General features: G+C 69.7%; 31 protein-coding genes. 6 read left to right on the plus strand and 25 right to left on the minus strand.

Annotated features, from left to right (window positions below):
* Positions 1-377: 377 nt before the first annotated feature.
* Positions 378-1,847, minus strand: coding sequence for a PhoX family protein (locus ACGH7X_RS09605; protein WP_399883647.1), 1,470 nt, complete (start codon positions 1,845-1,847; stop codon positions 378-380).
* A 619-nt stretch (positions 1,848-2,466) separates the two neighbouring features.
* Positions 2,467-3,894: a hypothetical protein gene (locus ACGH7X_RS09610; RefSeq protein WP_399883650.1), complete on the minus strand. Its 1,428-nt coding sequence runs from the start codon at positions 3,892-3,894 to the stop codon at positions 2,467-2,469.
* Between the two features lie 303 nt (positions 3,895-4,197).
* Between ACGH7X_RS09610 and ACGH7X_RS09615 the strand changes: the two genes are divergently transcribed.
* A complete protein-coding gene (locus tag ACGH7X_RS09615; protein WP_399883652.1) occupies positions 4,198-6,057 on the plus strand; it encodes an endonuclease/exonuclease/phosphatase family protein in 1,860 nt (619 codons plus the stop codon).
* 96 nt (positions 6,058-6,153) lie between these two features.
* Here the strand turns inward: ACGH7X_RS09615 and ACGH7X_RS09620 are convergent, their stop codons facing one another.
* Complete coding sequence (locus tag ACGH7X_RS09620; RefSeq protein WP_399883655.1) at positions 6,154-6,615, minus strand: DUF3618 domain-containing protein; 462 nt, start codon at positions 6,613-6,615, stop codon at positions 6,154-6,156.
* Entirely contained in the window at positions 6,612-7,031 is a 420-nt protein-coding gene (locus tag ACGH7X_RS09625) for a phage holin family protein (RefSeq protein ID WP_399883658.1), read from the minus strand. Before ACGH7X_RS09625 ends, ACGH7X_RS09620 begins: the two co-directional genes overlap by 4 nt.
* Before the next feature lie 157 nt (positions 7,032-7,188).
* Between ACGH7X_RS09625 and dapA the strand changes: the two genes are divergently transcribed.
* Positions 7,189-8,115 (plus strand): 4-hydroxy-tetrahydrodipicolinate synthase, encoded by a 927-nt coding sequence (gene dapA, locus ACGH7X_RS09630; protein WP_399883661.1) that lies wholly within the window; start codon positions 7,189-7,191, stop codon positions 8,113-8,115.
* On the opposite strand, the gene ACGH7X_RS09635 is transcribed toward dapA, so the two are convergent.
* Entirely contained in the window at positions 8,100-8,339 is a 240-nt protein-coding gene (locus ACGH7X_RS09635) for a hypothetical protein (protein ID WP_399883664.1), read from the minus strand. The two genes, dapA and ACGH7X_RS09635, sit on opposite strands and share 16 nt — an antisense overlap.
* A 184-nt stretch (positions 8,340-8,523) precedes the next feature.
* Here ACGH7X_RS09635 and ACGH7X_RS09640 point away from each other — a divergent pair, with 184 nt between their 5' ends.
* Complete coding sequence (locus ACGH7X_RS09640) at positions 8,524-8,712, plus strand: hypothetical protein (RefSeq protein WP_399883667.1); 189 nt, start codon at positions 8,524-8,526, stop codon at positions 8,710-8,712.
* Between the two features lie 56 nt (positions 8,713-8,768).
* A complete protein-coding gene (locus ACGH7X_RS09645) occupies positions 8,769-9,473 on the plus strand; it encodes a DNA alkylation repair protein (protein ID WP_399883670.1) in 705 nt (234 codons plus the stop codon).
* Between the two features lie 46 nt (positions 9,474-9,519).
* On the opposite strand, the gene ACGH7X_RS09650 is transcribed toward ACGH7X_RS09645, so the two are convergent.
* The 10 genes from ACGH7X_RS09650 to ACGH7X_RS09695 form a co-directional block, all read right to left on the minus strand.
* Positions 9,520-10,800 (minus strand): tyrosine-type recombinase/integrase, encoded by a 1,281-nt coding sequence (locus ACGH7X_RS09650; protein ID WP_399883672.1) that lies wholly within the window; start codon positions 10,798-10,800, stop codon positions 9,520-9,522.
* Complete coding sequence (locus ACGH7X_RS09655) at positions 10,800-11,000, minus strand: AlpA family transcriptional regulator (RefSeq protein WP_164419348.1); 201 nt, start codon at positions 10,998-11,000, stop codon at positions 10,800-10,802. The genes ACGH7X_RS09650 and ACGH7X_RS09655 overlap by 1 nt, the downstream gene beginning before the upstream one ends.
* Positions 11,001-11,002: 2 nt before the next feature.
* Positions 11,003-12,388: a replication initiator protein RepSA gene (gene repSA, locus ACGH7X_RS09660; protein ID WP_399883675.1), complete on the minus strand. Its 1,386-nt coding sequence runs from the start codon at positions 12,386-12,388 to the stop codon at positions 11,003-11,005.
* On the minus strand, positions 12,385-12,579 hold the full coding sequence (locus ACGH7X_RS09665) for a hypothetical protein (RefSeq protein ID WP_399883678.1): 195 nt from the start codon (positions 12,577-12,579) through the stop codon (positions 12,385-12,387). Before ACGH7X_RS09665 ends, repSA begins: the two co-directional genes overlap by 4 nt.
* An 88-nt stretch (positions 12,580-12,667) precedes the next feature.
* A complete protein-coding gene (locus tag ACGH7X_RS09670) occupies positions 12,668-12,985 on the minus strand; it encodes a SpdD-like protein (protein WP_399883681.1) in 318 nt (105 codons plus the stop codon).
* A gap of 23 nt (positions 12,986-13,008) precedes the next feature.
* Entirely contained in the window at positions 13,009-13,164 is a 156-nt protein-coding gene (locus ACGH7X_RS09675; protein WP_063789674.1) for a hypothetical protein, read from the minus strand.
* Between the two features lie 12 nt (positions 13,165-13,176).
* Positions 13,177-13,368 (minus strand): mobile element transfer protein, encoded by a 192-nt coding sequence (locus tag ACGH7X_RS09680; RefSeq protein ID WP_007387681.1) that lies wholly within the window; start codon positions 13,366-13,368, stop codon positions 13,177-13,179.
* A 21-nt stretch (positions 13,369-13,389) separates the two neighbouring features.
* Positions 13,390-14,043, minus strand: coding sequence for a DUF2637 domain-containing protein (locus ACGH7X_RS09685; protein ID WP_399883686.1), 654 nt, complete (start codon positions 14,041-14,043; stop codon positions 13,390-13,392).
* A gap of 44 nt (positions 14,044-14,087) precedes the next feature.
* Positions 14,088-15,443, minus strand: a complete 1,356-nt coding sequence (locus tag ACGH7X_RS09690) for an FtsK/SpoIIIE domain-containing protein (RefSeq protein WP_399883689.1) — start codon at positions 15,441-15,443, stop codon at positions 14,088-14,090.
* 2 nt (positions 15,444-15,445) lie between these two features.
* Positions 15,446-15,802: a hypothetical protein gene (locus ACGH7X_RS09695; RefSeq protein ID WP_356367151.1), complete on the minus strand. Its 357-nt coding sequence runs from the start codon at positions 15,800-15,802 to the stop codon at positions 15,446-15,448.
* A gap of 218 nt (positions 15,803-16,020) precedes the next feature.
* On the opposite strand from ACGH7X_RS09695, the gene ACGH7X_RS09700 reads away from it, so the two are divergent.
* On the plus strand, positions 16,021-16,695 hold the full coding sequence (locus ACGH7X_RS09700) for an XRE family transcriptional regulator (RefSeq protein ID WP_399883692.1): 675 nt from the start codon (positions 16,021-16,023) through the stop codon (positions 16,693-16,695).
* A 51-nt stretch (positions 16,696-16,746) separates the two neighbouring features.
* Positions 16,747-17,217 (plus strand): NUDIX hydrolase, encoded by a 471-nt coding sequence (locus ACGH7X_RS09705; protein ID WP_054102439.1) that lies wholly within the window; start codon positions 16,747-16,749, stop codon positions 17,215-17,217.
* On the opposite strand, the gene ACGH7X_RS09710 is transcribed toward ACGH7X_RS09705, so the two are convergent.
* The 10 genes from ACGH7X_RS09710 to sufC form a co-directional block, all read right to left on the minus strand.
* Positions 17,214-17,765, minus strand: coding sequence for an HD domain-containing protein (locus ACGH7X_RS09710; protein ID WP_399883696.1), 552 nt, complete (start codon positions 17,763-17,765; stop codon positions 17,214-17,216). The genes ACGH7X_RS09705 and ACGH7X_RS09710 overlap by 4 nt on opposite strands.
* Before the next feature lie 1,961 nt (positions 17,766-19,726).
* On the minus strand, positions 19,727-19,972 hold the full coding sequence (locus ACGH7X_RS09715; RefSeq protein ID WP_153180426.1) for a type II toxin-antitoxin system RelE/ParE family toxin: 246 nt from the start codon (positions 19,970-19,972) through the stop codon (positions 19,727-19,729).
* 3 nt (positions 19,973-19,975) lie between these two features.
* Positions 19,976-20,212, minus strand: coding sequence for a type II toxin-antitoxin system Phd/YefM family antitoxin (locus ACGH7X_RS09720; RefSeq protein WP_153180425.1), 237 nt, complete (start codon positions 20,210-20,212; stop codon positions 19,976-19,978).
* Positions 20,213-20,667: 455 nt separating this feature from the next.
* Positions 20,668-21,657, minus strand: a complete 990-nt coding sequence (gene dapD, locus ACGH7X_RS09725; RefSeq protein ID WP_399883700.1) for a 2,3,4,5-tetrahydropyridine-2,6-dicarboxylate N-succinyltransferase — start codon at positions 21,655-21,657, stop codon at positions 20,668-20,670.
* 9 nt (positions 21,658-21,666) lie between these two features.
* Positions 21,667-22,260 (minus strand): TetR/AcrR family transcriptional regulator, encoded by a 594-nt coding sequence (locus ACGH7X_RS09730; RefSeq protein ID WP_399883703.1) that lies wholly within the window; start codon positions 22,258-22,260, stop codon positions 21,667-21,669.
* Positions 22,260-22,580: a DMT family transporter gene (locus ACGH7X_RS09735; protein WP_399883706.1), complete on the minus strand. Its 321-nt coding sequence runs from the start codon at positions 22,578-22,580 to the stop codon at positions 22,260-22,262. Before ACGH7X_RS09735 ends, ACGH7X_RS09730 begins: the two co-directional genes overlap by 1 nt.
* A gap of 103 nt (positions 22,581-22,683) precedes the next feature.
* Complete coding sequence (locus tag ACGH7X_RS09740) at positions 22,684-23,016, minus strand: metal-sulfur cluster assembly factor (protein WP_007448279.1); 333 nt, start codon at positions 23,014-23,016, stop codon at positions 22,684-22,686.
* A complete protein-coding gene (gene sufU, locus ACGH7X_RS09745; RefSeq protein ID WP_121746393.1) occupies positions 23,013-23,483 on the minus strand; it encodes a Fe-S cluster assembly sulfur transfer protein SufU in 471 nt (156 codons plus the stop codon). The genes ACGH7X_RS09740 and sufU overlap by 4 nt, the downstream gene beginning before the upstream one ends.
* Positions 23,484-23,500: 17 nt before the next feature.
* Complete coding sequence (locus ACGH7X_RS09750; protein WP_399883710.1) at positions 23,501-24,772, minus strand: cysteine desulfurase; 1,272 nt, start codon at positions 24,770-24,772, stop codon at positions 23,501-23,503.
* Complete coding sequence (sufC, locus tag ACGH7X_RS09755) at positions 24,769-25,533, minus strand: Fe-S cluster assembly ATPase SufC (RefSeq protein WP_399883713.1); 765 nt, start codon at positions 25,531-25,533, stop codon at positions 24,769-24,771. The genes ACGH7X_RS09750 and sufC overlap by 4 nt, the downstream gene beginning before the upstream one ends.

The raw sequence follows: 25,533 nt of genomic DNA on the forward strand, positions 1-25,533 counted from the left end.
ACTGCCATGAAGCAAGCCACCGCGCGAACGTGCCGGTCCGCTCGTACCGGTCCTCGTTGAAACACTCCCACGAGCAGTACGGCCCGTCGGACCGGGGGCGCCGCTCCGTTACTCCACAACGGAGGCACGGTGCGGGTTCGCCGCGCCGCGCCTCCGCCGACTGGCGACGGGTGGTGTTGGCGCAAGCTCTACTGCAATGGGTCGCGCCCCGCGTCAGAACGGGCTCTCCGCACTGCGGGCAAAGTGGCTTCGGTCTGCGCTTCGCCTCGGCGCGTTGTGTCGCGGTCCCCAAGAGGCTGCAACGGTTGCTGCAGTATCGCCTGCGTTTTGACTTCACTGGACTACCGCACTGTCTCACTAGTTCGAGTGACCTACAGTCAGTGACGCCGCTGCCTCTTCCACGGCCCCGTGATGGCCACCATGATGCCGGGCGTCTGGATGTTGGCGTACAGGGTCCGGCCGTCGGGTGAGAAGGTGACGCCGGTGAACTCGCTGTACTCGGGGTCGTCTTCGGTGCCGAGGTTGAGTTCGTTGCGGGCGATGGGGTAGGTGCGCCCGCTGTCGGTGGCGCCGAACAGGTGCTGGACGCCCTCGCCGTCCTCGGCGATGACCAGGCCGCCGTACGGGGAGACGGTGATGTTGTCGGGGCCGTCGAAGGCGCCGTCCGCCGACGGGTCGGCGTTGACGCCGAGGAGCACCTTGAGGGTGAGGGTGCGGCGCTTGGGGTCGTAGAACCAGACCTGGCCGTCGTGCGGGCGGCCGGGGCTCTCGTCACGGGCGTAGGAGGAGACGATGTAGGTGCCGCCGTCGGCCCACCACATGCCCTCCAGCTTGCGCGCGCGGGTGACCTCACCGGCGGCGAACTGCCCCCGCACGGACGTGGTCTGCGCGTCGCGGTCGGGTACGTCGACCCAGTCGACGCCGTAGACGGTGCCGGTCTTCGTGGCGCGGGAGAGGTCGTCGACGAACTTGCCGCCGGAGTCGAAGCACTTGAAGGCCTGGAGGACCCCGGCGTCGTCGGCGAGGCCGCGCAGCCGACCCCGGCCGTGCCGGAAGTGCTCCGGCGGGGTCCAGCGGTAGAGCAGGCCGTTGGGGCCGGAGGCGTCCTCGGTGAGGTAGGCGTGGCCGCGCCTGGGGTCGATGACGACGGCCTCGTGGGCGTAGCGGCCGAGCGCCTTGATCGGCTCGGGGTCGCGGTTGGCGCGGCGGTCCTCGGGGTCGACCTCGAAGACGTAGCCGTGGTCCTTGGTCATCCCCTCCTCGCCGGCCTTGTCCTCGGTCTCCTCGCAGGTCAGCCAGGTGCCCCACGGGGTGCTGCCGCCCGCGCAGTTGGTGGCGGTGCCGGCGATGCCGACCCACTCGGCGACGTGACCGCCGCGGCGGACCTCGACGACGGTGCAACCGCCGGCGGCGGCCGGGTCGTAGACGAGGCCCTCGGTGAGCGGGACGGGGTGCGGCCAGTCGTCGCGGTGTCCGCCGAGTTCGTGGTTGTTGACGAGGAGGGTGGTGCCGCGGGGGCCGTCGAAGGCGGCGGTGCCGTCGTGGTTGGACGGGGTGTACTCGCCGGACTCCAGCTTGGTCCGGCCCGAGTAGGTGATGACCTCGTAGCTGAAGCGGGCGGGCAGCGCGAGGATGCCGTCCGGGTCGGGGATCAGCGGTCCGTAGCCGACCCCGCCGTGGTCGTGCCCGTGCCCGTGTCCGCGGCCGTGTTCCTCCCCCACACTCTCGGTGTCCGTGGACGCGAGGGCGTTCGGGGCGGTGGAGAGGGCGCCGACACTGCCCGCCAGCACGACTCCGGCGCCGGTGAGCGCGGATCGACTGGCGAAGTCCCTGCGGGTGAGCGACATGGTGTCTCCTGTGACGGTGGGCGTGCCGTGGAGGGTGGCGGACCTCGTTCCGGCGTCACGCTTGCGCCCGCGCCTGAACGGGGATCCCACCCGTACCTGAACGGAAGTTGAACTGGCGAAGACGCCTCCCGCCGACGGGGGCGCGACTCCTCCCGCCCACGGGGGCGCGGCTCCTCCCGCCCACGGGGGCGCGGCTCCTCCCGCCCACGGGCAACGCGTCATCCGCCGCCCGCGCCCCGCGCGTCCGCCCCCCGCCCGCGAGCCGCGCGTCCACTTCCACCCGCCGCCCACGCGCCCGCGCCCGCCCACAAGCCACGCGCCCACTTCCACCCACCGCCCACACGTCTACTTCTCCCCGCAGGGGACAGCCCGCAGGGCGCGCTTCTCCGGTCTGCGGAGGGACCGCCGTCTCCCGACCACCGCCCCTCGCCCGCCGACCAGCCGTCGCTCCCGACCCGCGGGTCGACCGCCGCCCTCGGCCGCAGGCGGGCCGCCGCTCCCCACACAATGGGCGTCGACCGCAGACCGGCAGTCTCCTACCGCCCACAGGCCGGCCCGACCGCCCACTCCCGGTCTCCCGGCACGCCGGTCGGTGTTCTGCCTCGTGCCGCTCCGCGCGTCAGCCGCCCTGCTGCGAGCGGGCCTTGAACGCCGCCTTGCGGGCTTCCTTGGCGATCTTCTTGTCGGGGTGCAGCCGCCCCATCGCCTCCAGGACGTCCGGTGTGGCGGGGTGCTCGACCCGCCAGGCCGTGTCGAAGAAGCCGCTGTGCTGGCGGGCGAGGCCCTCCACGAGGGCGCGCAGTTCCTCGGAGTTGCCCTCGGCCGCGAGCTGTGCGGCGACGGTGTCGATGGTCAGCCAGAAGACCATCTCCTGCGGCGGGGCAGGCACGTCCCGGGCTCCGTGCTCGGTGAGCCACACCCGGGCCAGGCCGCCCAGCTCCGCGTCGCCGAGGACCTCGCGCAGCGCGGGCTCGGCCTCGGCGCCGACGAGCGAGAGCGCCTGCTGGCAGCGCAGCCGGCGCAGGGGCGCGCCGGGGTCGGAGCCGCGTGCCGCCGCCAGCAGTTCGCGGGCCGCCTCCAGCGGGCTCCGTCCGGCCAGCCACAGCTCGGTCTCGGCGTGGGCCGCGGCCGGCGGGAAGGGGGCGGTGCCGTCGAGCAGCGCGTCGGCGCCCTTGTCGGCGAGGTCGCCGACGGCGGGGGCCTCGAAGCCGGCGTCCAGGAGCCGGGCGCGCAGTCCGTACAGTCCCAGCGGAGTGAGGCGCACCATGCCGTAGCGGGCGACGTCGGTGTCGTCGACGGGCGCCGCGGGCTCCTCGTCGGCGTCGGCCATCAGCGCCTCGTCGACCGGCTGGTACTCGACGAGTCCGGCCGGTTCGAGCAGCCGGAACTGGTCGTCGAGGCGCATCATCGCGTCCGAGACCTGCTCAAGGACCTCGTTGCTGGGCTCACCCATGTCGCTGGGCACGATCACCGAGGCGGCCAGCGCGGGCAGGGGCACCGGGGCGTCGCCGGGGCCGTCCTCGCCGACGGTGAGCAGGTAGAGGTTGCCGAGGACGCCGTCGAGGAACTCGGACTCGGCGTCGGGATCCCAGTCGAGGGACGACAGGTCGACCTCGCCGCCCTCGGCCATCGCGTCGACCAGGTCGTCGAGGTCGGGCACGCTCGCGTCGGCGAGGACCGCCTCCAGGGCGGTGAGCCAGACCCCGAGCACGTCCTGGGGGGAGCCGCCGGTGAGCAGGGCGAGATCCTCGCCGGCCGCCACGGTGCCGGCCTCCTCGTCGGTGATCTCGACGAGCCCGGTGTCCACGGCGATCCGCCAGGCCTCGCTCGCGTACGCCGCCGCGTCGTTCCCGGTCAGTCCGAGCTGCTCGGCCGCCGCGGGCAGCTGCTCCTCGACGAGTCCGCCGCCGGCGTCGACGCGGGTGTCGGGTCCGGCCCAGCGGGCCAGCCGCGCGGCCCGGGCGAGCACCGGCGCGGACAGTGCGTCGCGGGCCAGCTCGGCTTCGGGACGCAGCCGTGCGGGCGGCAGGGTGGAGCTGTCTGACATCGGCTGTTTCTCCTCGCGCGCCTTGACCGCCGTACGACCGGTCGGGACGCCGTACGGCTCAACCGCTCAGCCTAGACGGGTTTCCACCCATGCCGCCCGGTTCATCTCCCCGTCGGGTGGTGTACATGGCCGAAACCTTGACAACCGGCGTGGCCAAGCAGGAGATTGACGCGCGTAGAAAGCGGGGGAATCCGAGGGCCGGGGAAGCCGGGTGGACACGTGTTCACGCGGGTCCGGGTGTGCCCGGTGGCCCCTCGCCCCACCCTCGTCCCGGCGCCACGTCACGTCCCCGGAGGGATCCCGTTGGCCAGCACGTCCTCCGCGCGCCTCGCCGCGCTCACCGTCGCCGCCGTCTGCTCGGCTGCGTCCACCGTCGTCCTCACCTCACCCGCGCAGGCCGGCTCGGCACCCGCGCAGGGCGGCTCCGCCGACGCCGCTTCCGTGCGCGTCCACGATGTCCAGGGCAGCACCCGGCTCTCCCCGTACGCCGGCAAGCAGGTCGCGGACGTGGCCGGAATCGTCACCGGCGTCCGCGGCTACGGCTCCAAGGGCTTCTGGATCCAGGATCCGCGGCCGGACGCCGACCCGGCCACCAGCGAGGGCGTCTTCGTCTTCACCAACTCCGCCCCGGAGGTCGCCGTAGGTGACGCGGTCACCGTCTCCGGCACGGTCTCGGAGTACGTCCCGGGCGGTACGTCCTCGGGGAACCAGTCGCTGACCGAGATCACCCGCCCGACGGTCACCGTCGTCTCGAGCGGCAACGCCGTCCCGGCCGCGACGACCGTCTCCGCCCGCTCGGTGCCGCGCGCGTACGCCCCCGAGGGCGACGAGGCCGCGAACGGCTCGGTCAACGGCCTGACGCTGCGGCCGGGGAAGTACGCCCTGGACCACTACGAGTCCCTGGAGGGCATGAACGTCAAGGTGGCCGACGCCCGCGTGGTCGGCGCCTCGGACCCGTACACCGAGCTGTGGGTCACGGTGAAGCCCCGGGAGAACGCCAACCGCCGCGGCGGCACGGTGTACGGCTCCTACGACGCGCAGAACACCGGCCGGCTCCAGATCCAGTCGCTGGGCAAGCCGGCCGACTTCCCCGACGCCACCGTGGGCGACACCCTCGCCGGCACCACCGCCGGTCCGCTGGACTACAACCAGTACGGCGGCTACACGCTGGTCGCGAGCGAGATCGGCACGCTGGAGAGCGGCGGCCCGGAGCGCGAGTCGACCCGGCGGCAGAGCGCCCGCGAGCTGGCGGTGGCGACGTACAACGTCGAGAACCTCGACCCGTCCGACGACACCTTCGACGCGCACGCCGACGCGATCGTGCACCACCTCAAGTCCCCCGACATCGTGTCGCTGGAGGAGATCCAGGACAACAACGGCGCCACGGACGACGGCACGGTGGCCGCCGACGCGACGGTCGGCAGGCTGATCGACGCGATCGTGGCGGCCGGCGGCCCGCGCTACGCGTGGCGGGGCATCGACCCGGTCGACAAGGCGGACGGCGGCGAGCCCGGCGGCAACATCCGCCAGGCGTTCCTGTTCAACCCGGAGCGGGTCTCCTTCACCGACCGCGAGGGCGGTGACGCGACCACCGCGACGGGGGTGCGCAAGGTGCGCGGCAAGGCGGCGCTGACCCTCTCGCCCGGCCGGGTCGACCCGGCGAACCCGGCCTGGGAGGACAGCCGCAAGCCGTTGGCCGGCGAGTTCGCCTTCCGCGGCCGTACGGTCTTCGTCGTCGCCAACCACTTCAACTCCAAAGGCGGCGACCAGGGCCTGACGGCGCAGTACCAGCCGCCGTCGCGCGGTTCGGAGACCCAGCGCCACCTCCAGGCGAAGGCGGTGAACACCTTCGTCAAGGAGCTCCTCTCCGTCCAGAAGAACGCGGACGTGATCGCTCTCGGCGACATCAACGACTTCGAGTTCTCGACGACCGCGCGCATCCTGGAGGACGACGGCGCCCTGTGGTCGGCGGTGAAGTCGCTGCCGAAGAGCGAGCGTTACTCGTACGTCTACCAGGGCAACAGCCAGGTCCTGGACCAGATCCTGGTGAGCCCGTCGGTCCGCCGCGGCGGGCACCTGTCCTACGACAGCGTCCACGTCAACGCCGAGTTCCACGACCAGATCAGCGACCACGACCCGCAGGTGCTGCGCTTCCGGCCGTAGGCCTGGCGCGCACGACGAGGAGGGGCCCGGAAAGCGGGCCCCTCCTCGTACCGTCTTCTCCCCTGCCGGTACCGGTTCGCTCGCGCGAGGCCCGGCTCAGCAGTGTCCCTGGTGCCGGCGGCTCAACAGGCCGACGGCGACCACCGCGCCCGCCGCCGCCCCGGCGACGAGCATCGCGCGCGGATGCCCGAGCCCGGCCCGCACCGGGCCGCGCGCCCCGCCCGGCACGCGCCGCCCGGCGGTGTGCCGGGCCCGGCCGGCCTTGTCCTGCACCGTGTGACCGGCCCTGCCCGCCCTGTCCTGTGCGGTGTGGCCCGCCTGTGTGGCGGTGCTGCGCAGCTGGACGGTCATGGCACCGGCCTTGTCCCTCAGGTCGGCGGCGCGGGCCTTGGCGCGGCCCTTCACGTCCGCCTTGCCCGCCAGCTCCTCCACGGTGTCGCCGAGCTGGCCGCGGGTCTGTTCGATCTGCCTTCGCAGCTCGTCGGGGCCCTTGGCCCCGCCGACCGGCTGCGCGGTGGCGCCGCTCGCCGTACCGTCCCGGCTCGTCGCGTCGGTCATCGATGTGCCCTTTCCTTGATCTGGTCCACGTCGGCCCGGACGCTGCCGAGCGTCTCCTCGGGCTTGGGTGGCACGGCCCGGCGGAGCTGGGCGCGACCGGTCATGGCCAGTACGCCGGCGATCACGAAGAGAGCCGCCGTCACGATGAGCGCGGCGGCCCAGACGGGCAGCACCAGCGAGAGCGCGGCGGTGGCCGTGCCGGCCAGGGCGAACAGGCCCACATACGCGATGGCGCCCGCGGCACCGAGCATTCCGCCGCCCCGACCGGCGCGTTTGCCCTTCTCCGCCAGCTCCATCTTGGCGAGGGCCACTTCCTGGCGCACGAGCCGGGAGAGCTGTTCGGTGGCCTGACCGACGAGCTCGCCCACGGAGTGCTGCTCGTCGTGCACCGGCCTGGTGTGCATGGTTCCGGTCACGGTGTTCCGCCTCCTCTCGGTTCGGAGCACCCCGAGTACCCGTGGCCGACCGGCACTACCCCTGCCCTCTCCCCCACCCAACCGCGCAGCGTTTCTTACAGATACGTCGTAGCAAATTTAAGTGGAGCTACACGATCTGCGGGCCGACACTACTCCCATGACGACAGTCCACGACCGCCCCTCCCCGCCGCCCTTCGGACGGGCCCTGTGCGCCATGGTCACGCCCTTCACCGAGTCCGGCGCGCTCGATCTCGACGGTGCCCAGCGGCTCGCCGACCGGCTGGTCTCCCGGGGCTGCGACGGCCTCGTGCTGTCCGGCACCACGGGCGAGTCGCCGACCACCACGGACGCCGAGAAGACCGCGCTGGTGACGGCGGTGCGCGAGGCGGTCGGGGACCGGGCGGCCGTCGTCGCCGGGGTGGGCACCGCGGACACCCGACACACCGTGGAGCTGGCCCTGGCCGCCGAGAAGGCCGGCGCGGACGGACTGCTGGTGGTCGCGCCGTACTACAGCAGGCCTCCGCAGGACGCCCTGGAGGCCCACTTCCTGGAGGTCGCCGACGCCGGCGGCCTGCCGATCGCCCTCTACGACATCCCCGCCCGCACCGGCACCCGCATCGAGCCCGACACCGTCGTCCGCCTCGCCGAGCACCCCCGGATCGTCGCCGTCAAGGACTGCTCCTACGACCTCCTCGGCACCCAGAAGGTGCTCTCCCGCACCGGCCTGGCGTACTACGCGGGCTGCGACGAGCAGATCCTCGCGCTGTACGCGATCGGGGCGGCGGGATACGTCAGCACGGTCGCGAACGCCGCACCGGAGGTGTTCCGGGCTGTCCTCGACGCCTTCGACGCGGGCGACACTCGACGGGCCGCCGGGCTCCAGCGCCGCGCCATCCCGCTGATCGAGGCGATGATGGCGGCCGGCCTGCCCGGCACGGTCACCACGAAGGCCCTCCTCGGCGCGCTGGACCTGCCCGCGGGCCCGGTCCGCGCACCGCTGCGCCCCGCGGACCGGGAGATGACGGCAGGTCTGCTGACGGCGTACGAGGAACTGGCCGCCGGCGCGGATCAGTCCCAGGCGTAGCCGTCGCCGAACAGCAGGGTGTGCTCCAGCACGTCCTCCGCCGGGTCGTCGATCTGCCCCACGTTGACGTTGAGGAGCCCCACACGGGGGCCGTTGTGCGAGCCGGTCGTCGTCTCGTCGGCGTGCGCGGTCCCCACGGCCCCTGCCGAAACCCAGCACACCAGCACCGCGGCGCCCGCCCCGGCCAGCAGGCGCGCCACGGTCCCCACCCGCTCGTTCGTCATCTCAGGCGACATCTCAGGCGTCATCCCAGGGCCTCGTTTCGTCGGATCGGCGTCTGATCGGACTCTGCGTCCACCCGTTCATCCGCCAAGACCACCGGAAGGTCACGGTGAGTCATCCGTACGTGCGCGAGGCGCCGCCCAATACGTTGGCGCGAGGCGCCCCGCCCGCCCTACGGTCACCCCGATGAGCAGACGACGCTACGTGGCCCGGGGCGTCCCGGGCGGATACCGGATCTGGGACAGCCGGGGCCGCCGCTGGTGGGGCGACCTCTACGAACTGTGCCCCGACGACCTCCTGACCGAGCTGAACGGCGCGGCCGACCAGGCCCGCGTCACGGCCCTGCTGAAGCGGTACCGGGCCCTGAAACGATGACCGCCGTAGGCTGAGCCCCGCAGCTGACCGACAGACGGCGACAGGAGGCGGCCGAGATGCCGGAGAACCCGCCGACCGGGCCGACGGCGGCCGAGGTGATGACCGAGCTGGCCGGACTCGAGGACCCGAGGATCCGGGCCGTGAACGAGAAGCACGGCGACGACCACGGCGTGAACCTCACCAAACTGCGCGCGCTCGCGAAGCGCCTGAGGACACAGCCGGAACTGGCACGCCGGCTCTGGTCCACGGACGACACCGCCGCGCGGCTGCTGGGCATCCTGATCTGCCGTCCGAAGACCTTCGAGCGCGACGAACTGGACGCCATGCTGCGCGAGTCACGCACCCCCAAGGTGCACGACTGGCTCGTCAACTACGTGGTGAAGAAGAACCCGCACGCCGAGGAACTGCGCGTGGCCTGGACCGCCGACCCGGACCCGGTAGTCGCCAGTGCCGGCTGGGCGCTCACCACCGAACGCGTGGCGAAGAAGCCGGCCGGTCTCGACCTACCGGGTCTGCTCGCCACCGTCGAGTCGGAGATGAAGGACGCCCCGGACCGCCTGCAGTGGGCGATGAACCACTGCCTGGCCCAGATCGGCATCGAACACCCCGAGCACCGCGCCCGCGCGATCGCCATCGGCGAGCGCCTCGGAGTCCTGAAGGACTACCCGACTCCCCCGGGCTGCACCTCCCCGTACGCCCCCGTCTGGATCACGGAGATCGCGCGCCGACAGCAGGAGAAGGCCGCACCCGGCAACGCGTGAGTGCCCTCCCCGCGAGGGGCCGGGAGGGCGCTCGGCGGACGCCGTGTCAGTTGTGGCTGTTCTGACTGCGTTCCAGGTCAGACGCCCGACCCGGGCCGTGGGCCGTATCGGGGCCGTCCTGAGGGTGGTCCGGGCCGCGAAGGACGCGATCGACGGCGGCCCGGGTGCGCGCCTCGCTGTTCGGCATCAGGTGGGTGTAGGTGCGGAGCGTGAAGCTCGGGTCGTGGTGACCGAGGTACTCGCTCAGGGCCTTGATGCTCTCCCCTCCGTCCAGGAGGACCGACGCGTAGAAGTGCCGAAGGGCGTGCATTCCGTTCTCACGGCCACGAGGTATGCCGGCAGAGGTGAGTGCCGGGTGCCATACGTTCTCGTTGAACCGGGTTCGGTGGAGCCACTGCCGCCCCGCGGTGACGAAGAGCAGCGAGGCCGTGACGGGCGGGCCGTCCGGGGTCTTCCACGGCAGAGTGAGGTCCACAGGCTGATGCGCGGTGACGTGCGCTTCAAGCGCGGTGGCGACCGACTCAGGCAGCGGCACATGGCGTTCCTTGCCTCCCTTGGGCGGGCCGAAGACCGCCTGAACACCACGGATGAGCTTCACTTGCCGCGTGACGCGGAGGACGCCGCCGAGAAAGTCGAGGTCTTCGAGCGCCAGGCCGAAGATCTCCCCCTGACGCAGACCGCAGCCCGCGCCAAGGGACACCATCTCCCGGTAGACGTCCGGCAGCGCCCCACGCATGGCCATGACCTGATCGACCGACCACGGCTTGACCTTGCGTCCGTCGAGGGCAGGCGCCCGCACCGAGCGAGCCCGGCACGGGTTCTCGGCGATGACCCGGTCCTCCACGGCGGCCGTGAAGACGGCGGACACGTTGGCGAAGATGGACCGACGGTAGGAGGCGGCCCGCCCGGTCTCCTCCAGCTGGCGCATCCAGGCGCGGAGGTGCGAGGGCCGGAAGGACGCCAAGGGCCGGTCACCGAGGTACGGCAGGGCGTGAACCCGCAACCGGATCTCGACGCTCTCACGGGTCACCGGGTCGATCGTGAGCCCCGCCATCCATTCCTTGGCGTACTGCCCGAAGGTCACCGCACCCGCCGCAGGGTCGATGTATCGCCCTTGCGACATGTCCGCTTCGATGTTCGACAGCCAGGCATCAGCCTTGCGCTTCTGCTTGTCCGGGAAGCTCTTCGACTTCTCGGAGCCGTCCGGCGCGATGTACCGAGCGCGGTATCGGTGGCCGACGCCGTACCGCTCGGTCTTGACCTTGACGGTCTTGCCGTCCGGTCCGGGGACGTTCTTATACCAGCGGTCTTGCACATGTCCGGCCATCAGGCGGCAGCCCCTTTCATGCGGGACTGCACCCAGCTCTGCACGTCCTTCGGGTCGTAGCGCAGGTGCCGGCCGACCCGGAAGCCGCGGGGACCCAAACGCTTTCGCCGCCACTGGTAGACGGTCTCGACGCTGGGGAGGTCGAAGAGCTGGACCAGGTCTTCCGGCGTGAGGTAGCGCTCAGGCAGCCGAGTCGCCATGGTCACCACTCCCCCTCGGCGTGCAGCTCTGCCAGAGCTTCGCGAGCGGTCTCGCGGTTGCCTTGCAGATCGCGGGCGATCGTCGCGGCGAGGGCGGATTCACCAGGGGTGTGACCGTGGCCCGCGTACTGCCAGTCGGCCAGCACGAGGACGGTGCCAGGCTCGCGGTCTTCAAGTGCGAGGGCTTCGCGTTCCTGTGCGGCGCGGAAGTCGGCGCGTGCCTGTCGCAGGGCGCCGAGCGTGGTCGAGTAGCGGCGGCTCTTGCTGGAGAAGTGGCCCCGGAAGCCCAGCATATGAGCCCAGGCCCACAGGCGCCGGTCCGGGTACAGCCCGTCCAGGTCCCGGCATGCGGTGATCAGGCGCCGGGCGTGGTCCGGGACGCCGTGACGGTCGAGTTCGGCGAGTTCACCCACCCGGCGATCGAGGGTTCCGGTGTTCTCGGCTGCTTTGGTCGCGTACTTCGCCACGTACGAGGCCACGGCCTGTTCAGTGAGATCGGAGCCGTCCCCGAACGCCTTGACTGGCCGGACGTCGAGTTGGCGACCCCACCGGAAGGTGCGGGCAGGCTGGCCCCCCGAGGCGGGGACACTGACGGTCGTGTACGAGTGATGGGCAGCGGCCCGGATCGCATCACTGAGCAGCTCCGTACTGGCCCAGGACGGCGCCGCGGAGTCAGGACCCTCGGCCCCGTCGATGCGGATCACGGCATGGAAGTGCACGGCGCCCCGCTTCTGGAACTCCGCGACCTTGCCGTACGAGAGGCGAGCGCACTCCTTCAGCTCTCGCTGTGTGAGGCCCGCGCGGGCGGCGATCTCGCGCCGGAGACGATTCGTGAATCGCTGCCAGAGGTCCCCGGCGTGGTTGTTGAACAGGACGCTGCCCGCGTAGTCATACGTCTCCGGGTCCAGCGCAGTACCGAGGGCGGAGTCGTCCGAGGGGTGCCGGGTCCCGCAACGGCAACGTCCGTGATCGGGCCGGTTGTGAACCGGGCCGAAGGAAGGCGCCGTGAGCGTCGCGAAGACGCGGGGGTGATTCCGGACCGTGGCAGGTATGTCCTTGTCCTCGTCTCCGGCGAGCCCAGCGCGGATCAGACGGTAGGTGTCGCCCGCGTAGGTCCAGGCGCACGACGGGCAGCGAGAAGCACGGCGGTTGCCGCAGGCTACCCGGAGGCGTCCGCCAGGCTCATGCTCGGTTGAGTAGTGGTGCAGGGTCTCGCCGGTCGTCTTGTCCTTGTGAATGACCCAGCCGGACAGGTGGACCGGATCGGCGCAGCCACCGGTACGGCGGACCTGGTCCTGCCAGCGGTCGAAGCCCGGAGACCCGGCCACCCTCAGCGTGTCGGAGAGGGTGACCGGGTCCAGGCCCGCGAAGGTCGCGGGGTTGGTCATGCGCGACCCCCGACGAACTGGACGGCGGCGGGCAGCGTGCCGGCACCGTGGCAGGCCGGGCAGTCGACGGCGAGCGTGGGCAGTTGCCCGGAAGCGTCGCGGTCGCCGGAGGATACGGCGGCGGTGGCGAAGCCGTCGCAGTTCGGGCAGATCCGCGGGGATGCGGCGGTGGCCGGGGCGGAGCCGGTCATGATGGAGGTTCCTTCCGGTTGAGAGATCGGACAGGGACGGCGCCTGGAGCGGACGAGACTTGGCGGTTGAGGCCGCTCCGGGGGCCGGTCAGCGCCGCTTGGACTCAGAGGCGAGCAGCGAGCGCAGGACGACGGCGCACACGGCGACCGAGGCGCCGGTGATGGCGACCGCGAGCAGCATCGAGACGAGGACGGCGCCGACGACGAGGACCACGGCGGTGCCGCCACCGACGAGGGCGAGCACGGAGCCGGGCGTGAGCTGAACCGTGGGACGAGCGGGCGCCGGAGCCGCCATGACGGGCGGCGAGGCCGGGACGCTCGGGACGACGGCGGTCGGCTCGATGACGGCGGGCGGGGACACGAAGCCCGTGGGCGCGGGGTTGGTCGGGACCTTGGGACGCAGCATGGGTGATCTCCCTTCTGAGTGAGCTACTTGACGAAGCCGTCGACGGCGGGGGCGAAGACGCTGTCAGCGAGGAGGAACCCGCCGAGCAGGAGTACGCCGATCAGCCACCAGGGCGGACGGATGAGCTTGACGCCGAGGACTCCGACGCAGAGCAGGGCGAACCAGAGCGGGACGTCCATGACGATGGCCTCCTAGCGGACCTTGCAACGGTGGGTGCGGGCGGCGAGCTGGGCGGCGGACTGGCTGGTGTAGTCGGCGGACCAGCCGCAGCCGTCGGAGCTGCACACGGCGGCGTGCTTGGTCTGGCCGTGGCGGTCGCGGTGGGTGCCGATCTGCACCGGTCCGATCCGCATCACGGAGTGGAAGAAGTCGCGGGCAGGCATGACGGGTGATCTCCTCTCGGTTCAGGCGAGTTGGGCGGCGATGGCATCGGCCATGGGCGCGGGGACGCCGAGGCGAGCGCGAAGCGTGTCGGTGTCGATTCGGGCACCGGTCCGTTGTTCGTGGTCGGCGGCGACCTTGCGGGCGTGCTCGACCAGCGCGGCCGGGACCGGCACCGCGGGAGCAGGGGCAGCGGCCGGAAGAGCCGGAGTGTCCTCGGCGGCCGAGACCGGCTCAGGCTCAGCGGCGGGAGCGGGGTCCGAGGCAGGAACTGCCGTGGGCGGCGGCGGAACCGGCGTCCGGTCTTCAGTGCCGGAGTTGGGAGCGTGGGCGAGCAGCGTGCCGCCGAGGAAGGCGAGGGCAGGCCACCCGGCGACGCCGAGCCGGAGGAGAGCGGGCGGGTGCTCCAGGTCGAGGAACCCGGCCGTAGCGACGTTGGCACCGAGCGAGGCCACCAGGGCGATGAGGAACCAGCACCAGGCCAGCCGGGACGGCCCGTCGTTGCGCAGCCGTCGCCAGGCCGCGACCAACAGCAAGTCGACACTGACCGGGTAGGCCCATGCCTTCCATCCGGTCTGCCCGGCAGCGGCGGCGAGGTCGTGCAGGTGGGCGAAGGACAGGGCTCCGGCGATCACGGCCTGAACGAGAACGGCGTCCGGGCGAATCGAGCGGGTCATGTCGTCACCTCCTTCGCGAGAGTCAGGCCAGGGAGAGGGCGGTCTCAGGCCGCAGCCGGAGCCGACTCGACGGCGGGCACCAGGGTCGGAGCAGGAGCGCCGAGCACGGGCCGGAAGGGAGCCAGAGCGGGCACGTCCGGGGTCAGGTCGGCATGCCGGTTGCAGATGTTCACGGCCTGCCGCAGCGAGGTGTGCGGGGCACGGATACGGGCCCAGCCGCCCGTGGAGTCACCCGTGACGGCGACGCCCGGCGTGTCCGTGGGGATCTGGATCGCGGCCAGCACGGCATCCGGAGCGATGTCTCCAAAGGCCATGTTGGCGCTGGACTCGTCGTTGACGCGGTGTGCCGTACGGCCGGTGAGCTGGGCACGAAGCATCGTGATGCCCTTGCCGAGTTCGGAGCCGAACCGCTGTCCGCAGATTTCGAGGTAGATGCCGGCAGCGCGGCCGAGCTGGGCGAGACGGGCAAGCGCGGTGATGATCCGGTCCCGCCGCTTCTCCTCGTCCTTGGTAGCGAAGAGGGCGAGTTCGGCCACCTCGTCGACCAGGACCACGATGGGTATCGGTCGCAGGTCCTCGCGCAGGTCCCACATATCGGCGGCGATATCGGCGTCCGGCACGTCAGCGGTGATCCGCTGTTCGGCACGGATGAGCTGGTAGACGTCCTCCATGTGGGACACGAGCGCATCGAGGAGTTCGGCGGCGGAGTCGGGGTTGTCGGCCAGCGCGGAGAAGCGACGAGCCAGCGGGAACAGCTCTACGCCCTGCTTGCAGTCGATGCCGACCAGGGCGACCCGCTGTGAGGCGAGAGCGGCGACGAGGTTGCGCTGATAGACCGACTTGCCGGACTCCGTGGCGCCCAGCGTCAGCGCGTGCGGAACCGTGCGGTAGTCGCGGAAGTGGACCGAGCCGTCCTCGCGCAGGGCCACCGGAACACGCATCGGACGGGTCTCGGTCACGGCGGGCATCTGCACGCGCTTGAGCACGTCATAGCCGGTCATCCGCACTTCGACCACGCCGGAGCGCAGCTCACGGGAGGTGACGCCGTACACGGCGAACGAGTGCCGGAGCCGGTCGCACGACGCGGCTACGTCGAAGGCGTCCTGACCGGGCCGGAGCTTAAGCCGGAGCACCAGGCCGGTCCGGGTCGGCCGCACCCGGAGGATGCGCGGGGCGCGAGGGCCGGGGACGGGCCGGTTGGTCATCCGGGCCAGGCCGATGCGCCAGCGGGCGGCGGGAACCGTTAGGCCGCAGGCGTCCATGACCGAGCCGTACCGGACCAGGACCCGGAGGGCCGCGAAGGTGACCCCGAAAGTCAGCCAGAACCAGGCGGGGCGCCGCCACCGCAGGAGTCCCGCAGCGGCGGCGACCAGCACCAGAAGGACGATGAGCGACGTCACGGTCAGGCCGCCTTCGACTTCGACATGTCGGCGGCGAGCGAGGTGACGGCGACCGCGCGGAAGGCGATCCCGTGCCGCTTCTGGCCGTTGAACTCGTTCTCCCACGGTCGGGCGATCAGTCCCGTGAGCGCGACCGGGGTGCCCATGGTCAGCTCTCCGGAGACGCCGGTCTCCGGCACGGTGACGCTCAGGATCTCGACGTCGCCGTTGAGGGCGAACATCACGTTCACGGTCATCAGGGTCGCGCCGGTCTCGGCGTCGGTGGCGATCTCGCCGGTACGGCGGTCACGGATCTTCGGCTCGGGGGCCTGGGCCACCATCACGGTGGCGGTGGAGGTCTCGACGGGGATCTGACGCATCGTCTGTCTCCTGAACTCACTGGGGTGTCGAACCGACGGCTTCCGTCGGTGAGTTCAGGAGACCGCGCAAGGTGGTGGACGCATCACGGTCCGTATGGACGTTTAGGGACGTCTGAGCTATCGTCAAAACGTCCCTACGGCGTCCCAGGGGAGGACACGTCATGGCGAACGAGCGTCTGCGCGCGGCCATTTCAGCGAAGGGCGAGACGATTCAGTCCGTGGCTCAACACGTCGGAGTGGACCCCAAGAGCGTGGAACGGTGGATCACGACGGACCGCACGCCGCACCGGGGACACCGCTGGAAGGCCGCGAGCTTCCTCGGCGTCGATGAGGTCTACATCTGGCCCAGCGTGCAGAAGCAGGCGGAGACCGCGAGCACGTCGGAACTGATCACGTACTACCCGCACCGGGGAGCCGTGCCGACCGCCCTGTGGTCATCGCTGATCGAGAAGGCCAAGAACCAGGTAGACGTCCTCGTGTACGCGGGACTGTTCCTCTTCGACAGCCACCCGGACCTGCCGGACCAGTTGGCGGAGAAGGCCAAGGCCGGAGCACAGATCCGGATCCTCCTGGGAGACCCCGACTCCGAAATGGTCCGCCAGCGCGGCGAGGAGGAGGGCATCGGCGGCGACCTGGCCGCACGCGCCCGCATCACACGTCGCTACCTCGAACCGGCGATGACGACGCCCGGCGTCGAGGTCCGCTTGCACGACACGATCCTCTACAACTCGATCTACCGCTTCGACGACGACGTGTTGGTGAACCCGCATGTCCTCGGAGCACCGGCCGGACAGAACCCGGTCCTGCACTTCCGGTACATCCCGGGAGCCCGGACGTTCCGGCACTACATGCGCAGCTTCGACTACGCCTGGGAGCGCGGAGGCCCTGCGTAGGGGGATGCCTGCACAACCGCGACCAGCCCCCAGACATGCGAGGCTTGACCCATGGCCCGCATCGACTACTTCAACGACCCGGACGCCCCGAAGGCGAACAGCATCGTCCCGTCAGTAACCGCGGTGGCGGTCAACGAGGCCGGGGAAGTCCTGCTCATCCACAAGACCGACAACAACCTCTGGGCCCTGCCCGGCGGCGGAGTCGACGTGGGCGAGTCAGCCCCCGACGCCGCCGTACGGGAGACGAAGGAAGAGACGGGCTTCGACGTCGAGGTGACGGGCCTGGTCGGCATCTACACCAACCCGGCTCACGTCATGGCGTACGACGACGGCGAGGTCCGCCAGCAGTTCTCCATCTGCTTCCGGGCCCGCATCGTCGGCGGCGAGCTGCGCACGAGCAGCGAGAGCAAGGAGGTGGCGTTCGTGGACCCGAGCCGACTCGACAGCCTGAACATCCACCCGTCGATGCGGATGCGGATCGATCACGGCCTGTCCGACGAGACCGCTCCCCACATCGGCTAGCCAGCGAGGCGAGCGCGCGTCCGCTCGACGGCGGCCCCGAGGTACGGACGCGCCTTGCTGATCGCGTTGTGCACCTCGCTGCCCTCTGCGTACCGCTCCAGGATCTCGTCAATGCGACGATCGAAGTCGAAGGGCTGCCCGGCCGGGCCGGTCGTCATGTCGGCGTAGATCAGGGCATCCAGCACCGGGGAGTCTTCCCGCTCGTAGGCGTCCAGCTCCGCAGTCAGACCACGCTGTTCGGCCTCGTAGACAGCCCCGGAGTGGTGAGCGACCAGGCGGACGAGGCGTGCCGGCGCCCCGAGCGATTTGAGATGCCGCGCACCATCGATCGGGTGGAACCCCGTGTCGCGAAGCTCGGGCGCGTAGCCGAGGTCATGCAGCCAGGCCGCAGCGACGAGCAGTTCGCGATCCTCCTCGGGCACAGCCGCGGATGCCTCCTGGGCACGAGCCGCGACGGCCTGAGTGTGCAGCCAGCGGTTCCCGAGCGGGGGCAACAGCGACTCGGCCAGTTCGGCCGCGCCTTGGGGCGTGTCCAATCCAGAGGGCATAGGTCGCACGGTAGCCGAGACGGGCACGTAGCCGACAGCCCGGGAGTGTCCGTTCCGGATCATGGACGCGGTAGAACTTTCCCTACTTCATCAAGGCCCGCGCACGGCGCGGGCGCGCGCCGCCTCTACGGCGCGGCCCGCCTCCTGTCTTCGCCCCGGCTGGCCGCGCCCGGCGGCGCGCTCGGCGGCTGCGGGCATGAAGTGGGGAGACACCCTCTGTGGCTGGGGCGGTCGGCTCCACGGCTTTAGGCAGCCACTTTGGGGCGAGCCTCTAAGATCTTGGCCCCAACGTCGTGCTTTAACGGGCAGGTCCACAGACTGCCCGACTCGCCATGAGCTTACGGGGCCAAGATCACTCGCCCCAAAGCAGCTCCAGCCCAAAGCCGCTCCGCCAACCTAAGAGTCATGCCGCAAGCCCCGTGTGATCTCACGCCATCGCAGACGGCTAGTTTCATCACCGTGGTGACGGACCACATAGAGCGCAACTTCTCGGATGTAGCACCGCGGACACGCCCGCTTAAGGATCCTGGGCTGCTCTGAGGAGTAGTCCCACAGAATTGAATAAGCCCGGTCCAAGTCTGACCAGTTGGCCAACGTTACTTCCGAGAGCTCGAGTACGGCGGCATGCTTACCCAGTCGGAGAAGTCCGTAAAGCATGTTGCACACATTTATTGTGTGCCTATAGCCGAATGAGCGAGCCCGCTCCAAATAACCAAGCGCAGCCTGCGGATCCTCAGGAAGCAGGCAGAACCCAAGAGAATTGAGCAGCTTGGGATCTTCGGGGTCATTATTTTGTGCGAGTTTCAGAAGCTCCGTCGCCGAGGCGACCTGCCCGGCCACTACCAGTCGGGTCGCCATTGAATGCAGCGCCGCCGACTCCTCGTTCACTTTACCTCGGCGCGAAGCTGCATCCGACAAGGCGAGCGCTAGGTCATTTCGCTCGATACGCCTCTCTCGCAGCACCTTACGGGAACAGGGAGCTTCTCCCTCGCCCCGGCAATAGAGCCATTCAAGCTGCAATGACCGGAAACGCCAGTCAGAAAGGTAAGTCTCCGTCAGGCGATCCATTAGCCAGAAATTGCGGCCAAGGGCCTCTTTCCTGGCACTCGTAGATGCAGGAAGAGAGAGATCCAGAAACTCGCTAACCCCTGGTGCTCTCCAATCAATCAAGGCTTCGAACCCGGCTACCTCCACCCAACCGTGAAGCCTGTCTGTGAACGCGTTGGTAAGGGCAGCGTTCATCCTGCGACGAGCCAGCGCTCGTGGTGAGGCAGTTCCAGCCAGCGGCGGAAGTCCTGTAGCTTCGGTGTCAGCCGCGATAAGATCAGCCAGCTGAAGCCAGTCAGGCGGAGCCTCGGGGAGAGTATCCCCTTCTCCGTACCCGTTGCGCTTAGCGAAACTCTTGTCCACAGCCATCAGGGCCGGGGCTGTGACGGCGAGCGGGATCGTATGCGCGAATTGGGCCCCTAGCCCATAGCGGACTAATCCGCTCGCCGATATCCCTCGTCGATCAATCTCGACGCAGACCTGACGACAGAAGTCGGCCCGCCCTGCGAGGGATAGGGCCTGAGGGCTGGGTATGAAACTGTCGCGCAACTCAGAGACAAGAGTGGTTGTCGACCAGCGTGAGAGATCTGGTACACCCTTATCCCGCAGCCTAATTTCCGCCGCATCAAAGGGACGGCCATTCGCCATCGTGGCCAACTCCGCACCCGCAGGGTTCCTCAGAGGAGCGGCAGCAATCCCGTGACCGAACTCGATTCCACCAGCTTGTTCAGGTTCCCCGTACCGCTCCAAGAGATCAATGCACTCTTCCCCACACCCTCTTCCCCCTTTCGGGAGATCCACGGAGAATGGGCACCCGGGTAGCAGGTCTGGCGGACGGCACGAGTCGCTGAACAATCGTAATGCACGAAGAAAGATTTCTCTCTCTGGTCCACTCTCGGGAATCATTTCACTTGTCACCGATAAGCGTCCCTCCGCTGAGACACGGTGAGCACGTGCGAAATCCCCGTATCTTTCACCTCGTACAGAATACGGTGAGACCGACCCAAGCGAGCGGAGCGAATGCCCGACAGGGCACCCAAAAGCTTTTTTCCCAGCCCAGGCTCAGAGTCCAAGCGGTCAATGATGTTGAGCGCCTTAGTCCGCAGAGGATCTGGGAGTTGTTCAAGGTCCTTCTGAGCGCGCCGACTCAGCGTAGGCATCTTTCACTCCTTCTCTGCGAACTCCTCAGCCTCACTTCGGGCTTCATTGATCGCATCCATGGTGTCGGAGTCCGAAAGCACATTGAGCGTTTCGATCAGCGATTCATACTCGTCCGCACCCAAGATGACCGCCATTGGCTTGCCATGCTTGGTGATCATGAACGCTTCACCGGATGCCGCGACACTGTCGACAATTTCACTCAACCGGTCCCGGGCATCGGTCAGCGGTGCTGCATCCATGAGCCCTCCTCAGTCTTGGTTGTTCTAGAACTGTACAGACTTCAGGGCAGAACGGCAACGGGTGAGCTGTCGCGCGTGCCCTGACACCTGTGGCTGGGCACCTTGATTACCTCCCGAGCGCAGACGTGGTCGGCGAGCCTGTCGTTCGCTGTGGAAGTGTGTGCCGACGGCATGCTTGATAGGACTAAGGTGTCCCGCTGACATCCAGCGTTGACACCAACGTGCACAACACGTAGACGCTTACGGCGCCGGTACGTCTGGTGGACTGCAACTACGTTGGGGCGAGGACGAACTGCTTAAAGTGGCTGTCTCCATCAACGCACAAGCGCCCTCCCGGGCCGTCCTAGGGCCGTGGAAGGGCGCTCAGCGTTGACCAACGTCGACAGCTACCGACAGCTCAGCAGCAGGTCAGGGCGTTGATCGGTAAGGCGGCCGCAGGTCACGGCCACCCGTGATCAGTTGTGGCTGTGCAGGATCTCGTTCAGGCCGCCCCACACCGCGTTGTTCGGGCGGGCCTCGACCGTGCCCGTGACCGAGTTGCGGCGGAAGAGGATGTTGGAGACGCCGGAGAGTTCGCGGGCCTTGACGACCTGGCCGTCGGGCATGGTGACGCGGGTGCCGGCGGTGACGTAGAGGCCGGCCTCGACGACGCACTCGTCGCCCAGCGCGATGCCGACGCCCGCCTCGGCGCCGACCAGGCAGCGCTCGCCGATGGTGATGCGGACGTTGCCGCCGCCGGAGAGGGTGCCCATGGTGGACGCGCCGCCGCCGATGTCGGAGCCGTCGCCGACGACGACGCCCGCGGAGATGCGGCCCTCGACCATCGAGGTACCGAGCGTGCCGGCGTTGAAGTTGACGAAGCCCTCGTGCATGACGGTGGTGCCCTCGGAGAGGTGCGCGCCGAGGCGGACGCGGTCGGCGTCGGCGATGCGGACGCCCTTGGGGGCGACGTAGTCCGTCATGCGGGGGAACTTGTCGATCGAGGTGACCTGGAGGTGCAGGCCCTCGGCGCGGGCGTTGAGACGGACCTTCTCGACGTCGTCGACGGCGACCGGGCCGAGCGAGGTCCAGGCGACGTTGGCGAGGTGGGCGAACTGGCCGTCCAGGCTCAGGCCGTGCGGCTTGACCAGGCGGTGGGAGAGCAGGTGCAGGCGCAGGTAGACGTCGTGCGTGTCGAGCGGCTTGTCGTCCAGCGAGGAGATGACCGTGCGGACCGCGACCACCTCGACGCCCCGGCGGGCGTCCGGACCGGTCGCCGCGGTCGCGCCGCCGCCGAGGAGGTCGGCGGCCTGCTCGGCGGTGAGCCGCTCGGTGCCGGCCGGGCCCGGCTCGGCGGTGAGTTCGGGGGCCGGGAACCAGGTGTCGAGGACGGTGCCGTCGGCGGCCACGGTGGCAAGCCCGGCGGCCACGGCGCCGGTCGTACGGGGAGCAGTCGTGTCGGTCATGAGGGCAACCTAACCGGCCGTCGCCGGTGGAGGCGAGCCGGGACCCCGGCCGTCTCGGGTGCCGGTCCCGGGGACGACCCGCGCCAGGACCTCCCGTGCGTACACCTCGTCGTAGGGCGTGTCCGTCAGCAGGACCTGTAGGCAGATGCCGTCCAGTACGGCGACCAGGGCGCGGGCCGTCACCGGGTCCGTGCGCCGGGCCAGGAGGCCGCCTACGCCCTCGGCCCACTCGGCGGCGACCGGACGCAGGGCGGGGCGGCGCAGGGCGGCCAGGTACAGCTCGTACTCCAGCTCGACGCCGGTGCGGTCGCCGCCCAGCCACTCGCCGAGGACGCGGGCGAGTTCGCCGGGCAGGTCGGCGCCCTCGTCGGACAGGGCCGGGTGCGCGGCGACCACCTTGGCGAAGCCCTCGTTGGCCTGGCGCAGGGCGGCGACCAGGAGTTCGTCCAGGGTCGCGAAGTGGTATGTCGTGGAGCCGAGGGGGACGTCCGCCTCGGCGGCGACGGTGCGGTGGCTGAGGCCGGCGATGCCCTTCTCCCCCACGACCCGGATCGCCGCGTCGATGATCCGCTGCCGTCGCTCGGGGTCGTGGCGGCGGGACATCAGTGCGCGCCGTCCAGGTTGAGGACGACGACGCCGATGATGATCAGCGCGATGCCGGCGGCCTTGGTCGCCGTCATCCCCTCGCCCATGAACGTCACCCCGATCGTGGCGATGGCGGCCGTGCCCACGCCGGCCCAGATGGCATACGCGGTGCCCACGGAGAGGATCTTCAGGGTCTGGGCGAGGAGCGCGAAGGAGAGCACGTAGCCGAGCGCCGTCAGCAGCGACGGCACCAGCCTGCTGAAGCCCTCGCTGTACTTCATGGCGGTGGTCCCGGCGACCTCGGCGGCGATGGCTCCGGCCAGGAGCAGATATCCCATGTGTACGAGCGTACATAACGAGGGTGCGCGGGAACATGGAAACGGCGACACCCGAGGGGTGCCGCCGTTTTCCGGAACAGTGCCGGGTGTGACCGGGTGTGTCTCAGACGTTGAACCCGAGCGCACGCAACTGCTCGCGCCCGTCGTCCGTGATCTTGTCGGGGCCCCACGGCGGCATCCACACCCAGTTGATGCGCAGTTCGTTGACGAGGCCGTCCGTGGCGGACTTGGCCTGGTCCTCGATCACGTCCGTCAGCGGACAGGCCGCAGACGTCAGCGTCATGTCGATGGTCGCGATGTTCGCGTCGTCGATGTGGACGCCGTAGATCAGGCCCAGGTTGACGACGTCGATGCCCAGCTCGGGGTCCACGACGTCCAGCAGTGCCTCACGGACCTCCTCCTCGGAGGCCGGCTTCATTTCCACGGTCTCACTCATGCCGTCGTCTCCTTCTCGGCGTCGGCGCCGTCCAGTGCCTGGGCCGTCGCGTCCTTCCAGGCCATCCAGCTCAGCAGGGCGCACTTGACCCGGGCCGGGTACTTCGAGACCCCGGCGAACGCGACCGCGTCCTCCAGGACCTCCTCCATCGCGTCGTCGGGCTCGATCCGGCCCTTGGACTGCATCAGCTCCAGGAAGGTCTCCTGGATCCGCCGCGCCTGGGCCAGGTCCTTGCCGACCAGCAGGTCGTTCAGCACGGAGGCGCTCGCCTGGCTGATCGAGCAGCCCTGGCCCTCGTAGCTGACGTCACTGATCGTCGTGCCGTCGTACTTCACGCGGAGCGTGATCTCGTCGCCGCATGTCGGGTTGACGTGGTGGACCTCGGCGTCGCCATCCCGCAAGCCCCGCCCGTGCGGGTTCTTGTAGTGGTCCAGGATGACTTCCTGGTACATGGAGTCCAGCTTCATGCTCTTCGCTCGTCCCGTCAGCCGAAGAAGTTCCGTACGTGCTCCAGGCCGTCGACCAGCGCGTCGATCTCGGCCGGCGTGGAGTACAGATAGAACGACGCTCGCGTGGTCGCAGGAATTCCGTAGCGCAGGCACACCGGTCGGGCGCAGTGGTGGCCGACCCGGACGGCGATGCCCTGCTCGTCCAGTACCTGACCCACGTCGTGCGGGTGGATGTCCCCCAGCGTGAAGGAGATCGCCGCGCCGCGCTCCTCGGCCGTCGTCGGGCCGATGATGCGCAGGTCCGGGACCTCCAGCAGACGCTTGACCGCGTACTCGGTCAGCGCGTGCTCGTGGGCGAGGATCTTGTCCATGCCGATCGAGCCGAGATAGTCGATCGCCGCGCCGAGACCGACCGCCTGGGCGATCGGGGGCGTGCCCGCCTCGAACTTGTGCGGGGCCGGGGCGTAGGTGGAGGAGTGCATCGAGACCGTCTCGATCATCTCGCCGCCGCCGAGGAACGGCGGGAGGTCCTCGAGCAGCTCCTGGCGGCCCCACAGGACGCCGATGCCGGTCGGGCCGCACATCTTGTGGCCGGTGAAGGCCACGAAGTCGGCCTGGAGGGCCTGTACGTCCAGCGGCATGTGCGGTGCGGCCTGGGAGGCGTCGATGCAGACGAGGGCGCCGACCTCCTGGGCGCGGCGCACGATCGCCTCGACCGGGTTCTGGGTGCCCAGGATGTTGGAGACCAGCACGAAGGAGACGATCTTCGTCTTCTCGGTGATGACCTCGTCGATGTTGGACAGGTCCAGGCGGCCGTCGTCGGTGAGGCCGAACCAGCGGAGCTTCGCGCCGGTGCGCTGCGCCAGCAGCTGCCACGGCACGATGTTGGAGTGGTGCTCCATCTCCGTGATGACGATCTCGGTCTCGTGGTCCACGCGGTAGGGGTCGTCGGCCCAGCCCAGCATGTTCGCGACGAGGTTGAGGGACTCCGAGGCGTTCTTGGTGAAGATCACCTCGTCGCGCGAGGGCGCGTTGATGAACTCCGCGACCTTGTCACGCGCGCCCTCGTACAGCGCCGTGGCCTCCTCGGCGAGGACGTGCACACCGCGGTGGACGTTGGCGTTGTAGCGCTCGTAGTACTCGTTGAGCGCGTCCAGCACCTGTCGCGGCTTCTGGCTGGTCGCCGCGTTGTCCAGGTACACGAGCTTGTGCCCGTCGTGGACCTGGCGGTCCAGGATGGGGAAGTCCTTGCGGATCGCCTCGCCCAAAAGCCTGGACTCGTCGAGGAGGCCCGGCAGCTGTGTCACTCGGATGCGCCACCCTTCGTGTATGCCTCGTAGCCCTCGGCCTCCAGCTTGTCGGCCAGCTCGGGGCCGCCCGACTCGGCGATGCGGCCGTTCGCGAAGACGTGGACGTGGTCGGGCTTGATGTAGCGCAGGATGCGCGTGTAGTGCGTGATCAGCAGGGTGCCGACCTCACCGGACTCGTGGACGCGGTTGACGCCCTCGGAGACGACGCGCAGGGCGTCGACGTCGAGGCCGGAGTCGGTCTCGTCGAGGATCGCGATCTTCGGCTTGAGCAGCTCCATCTGGAGGATCTCGTGGCGCTTCTTCTCACCGCCGGAGAAGCCCTCGTTGACGTTGCGCTCGGCGAAGGCGGGGTCCATGTTGAGGCGCTCCATGGTCTCCTTGACCTCCTTCACCCAGTGGCGCAGCTTGGGGGCCTCGCCGCGGACGGCGGTGGCGGAGGTGCGCAGGAAGTTGGAGACCGAGACGCCGGGGACCTCGACCGGGTACTGCATCGCGAGGAACAGGCCGGCGCGGGCGCGCTCGTCGACGGACATCTCCAGGACGTCCTCGCCGTCGAGGGTGACGGTGCCGCTGGTGATCGTGTACTTGGGGTGACCCGCGAGGGAGTAGGCGAGCGTGGACTTGCCGGAGCCGTTGGGGCCCATGATGGCGTGCGTCTCGCCCTGCTTCACGGTGAGGTCGACGCCCTTGAGGATCTCCTTCGTGGCGTTGTCGGCCTCGACGGTGACGTGCAGGTCTCGGATTTCAAGCGTTGCCAT

Source organism: Streptomyces sp. BBFR51, assembly GCF_044591655.1.
Taxonomy (GTDB): Bacteria; Actinomycetota; Actinomycetes; order Streptomycetales; family Streptomycetaceae; genus Streptomyces.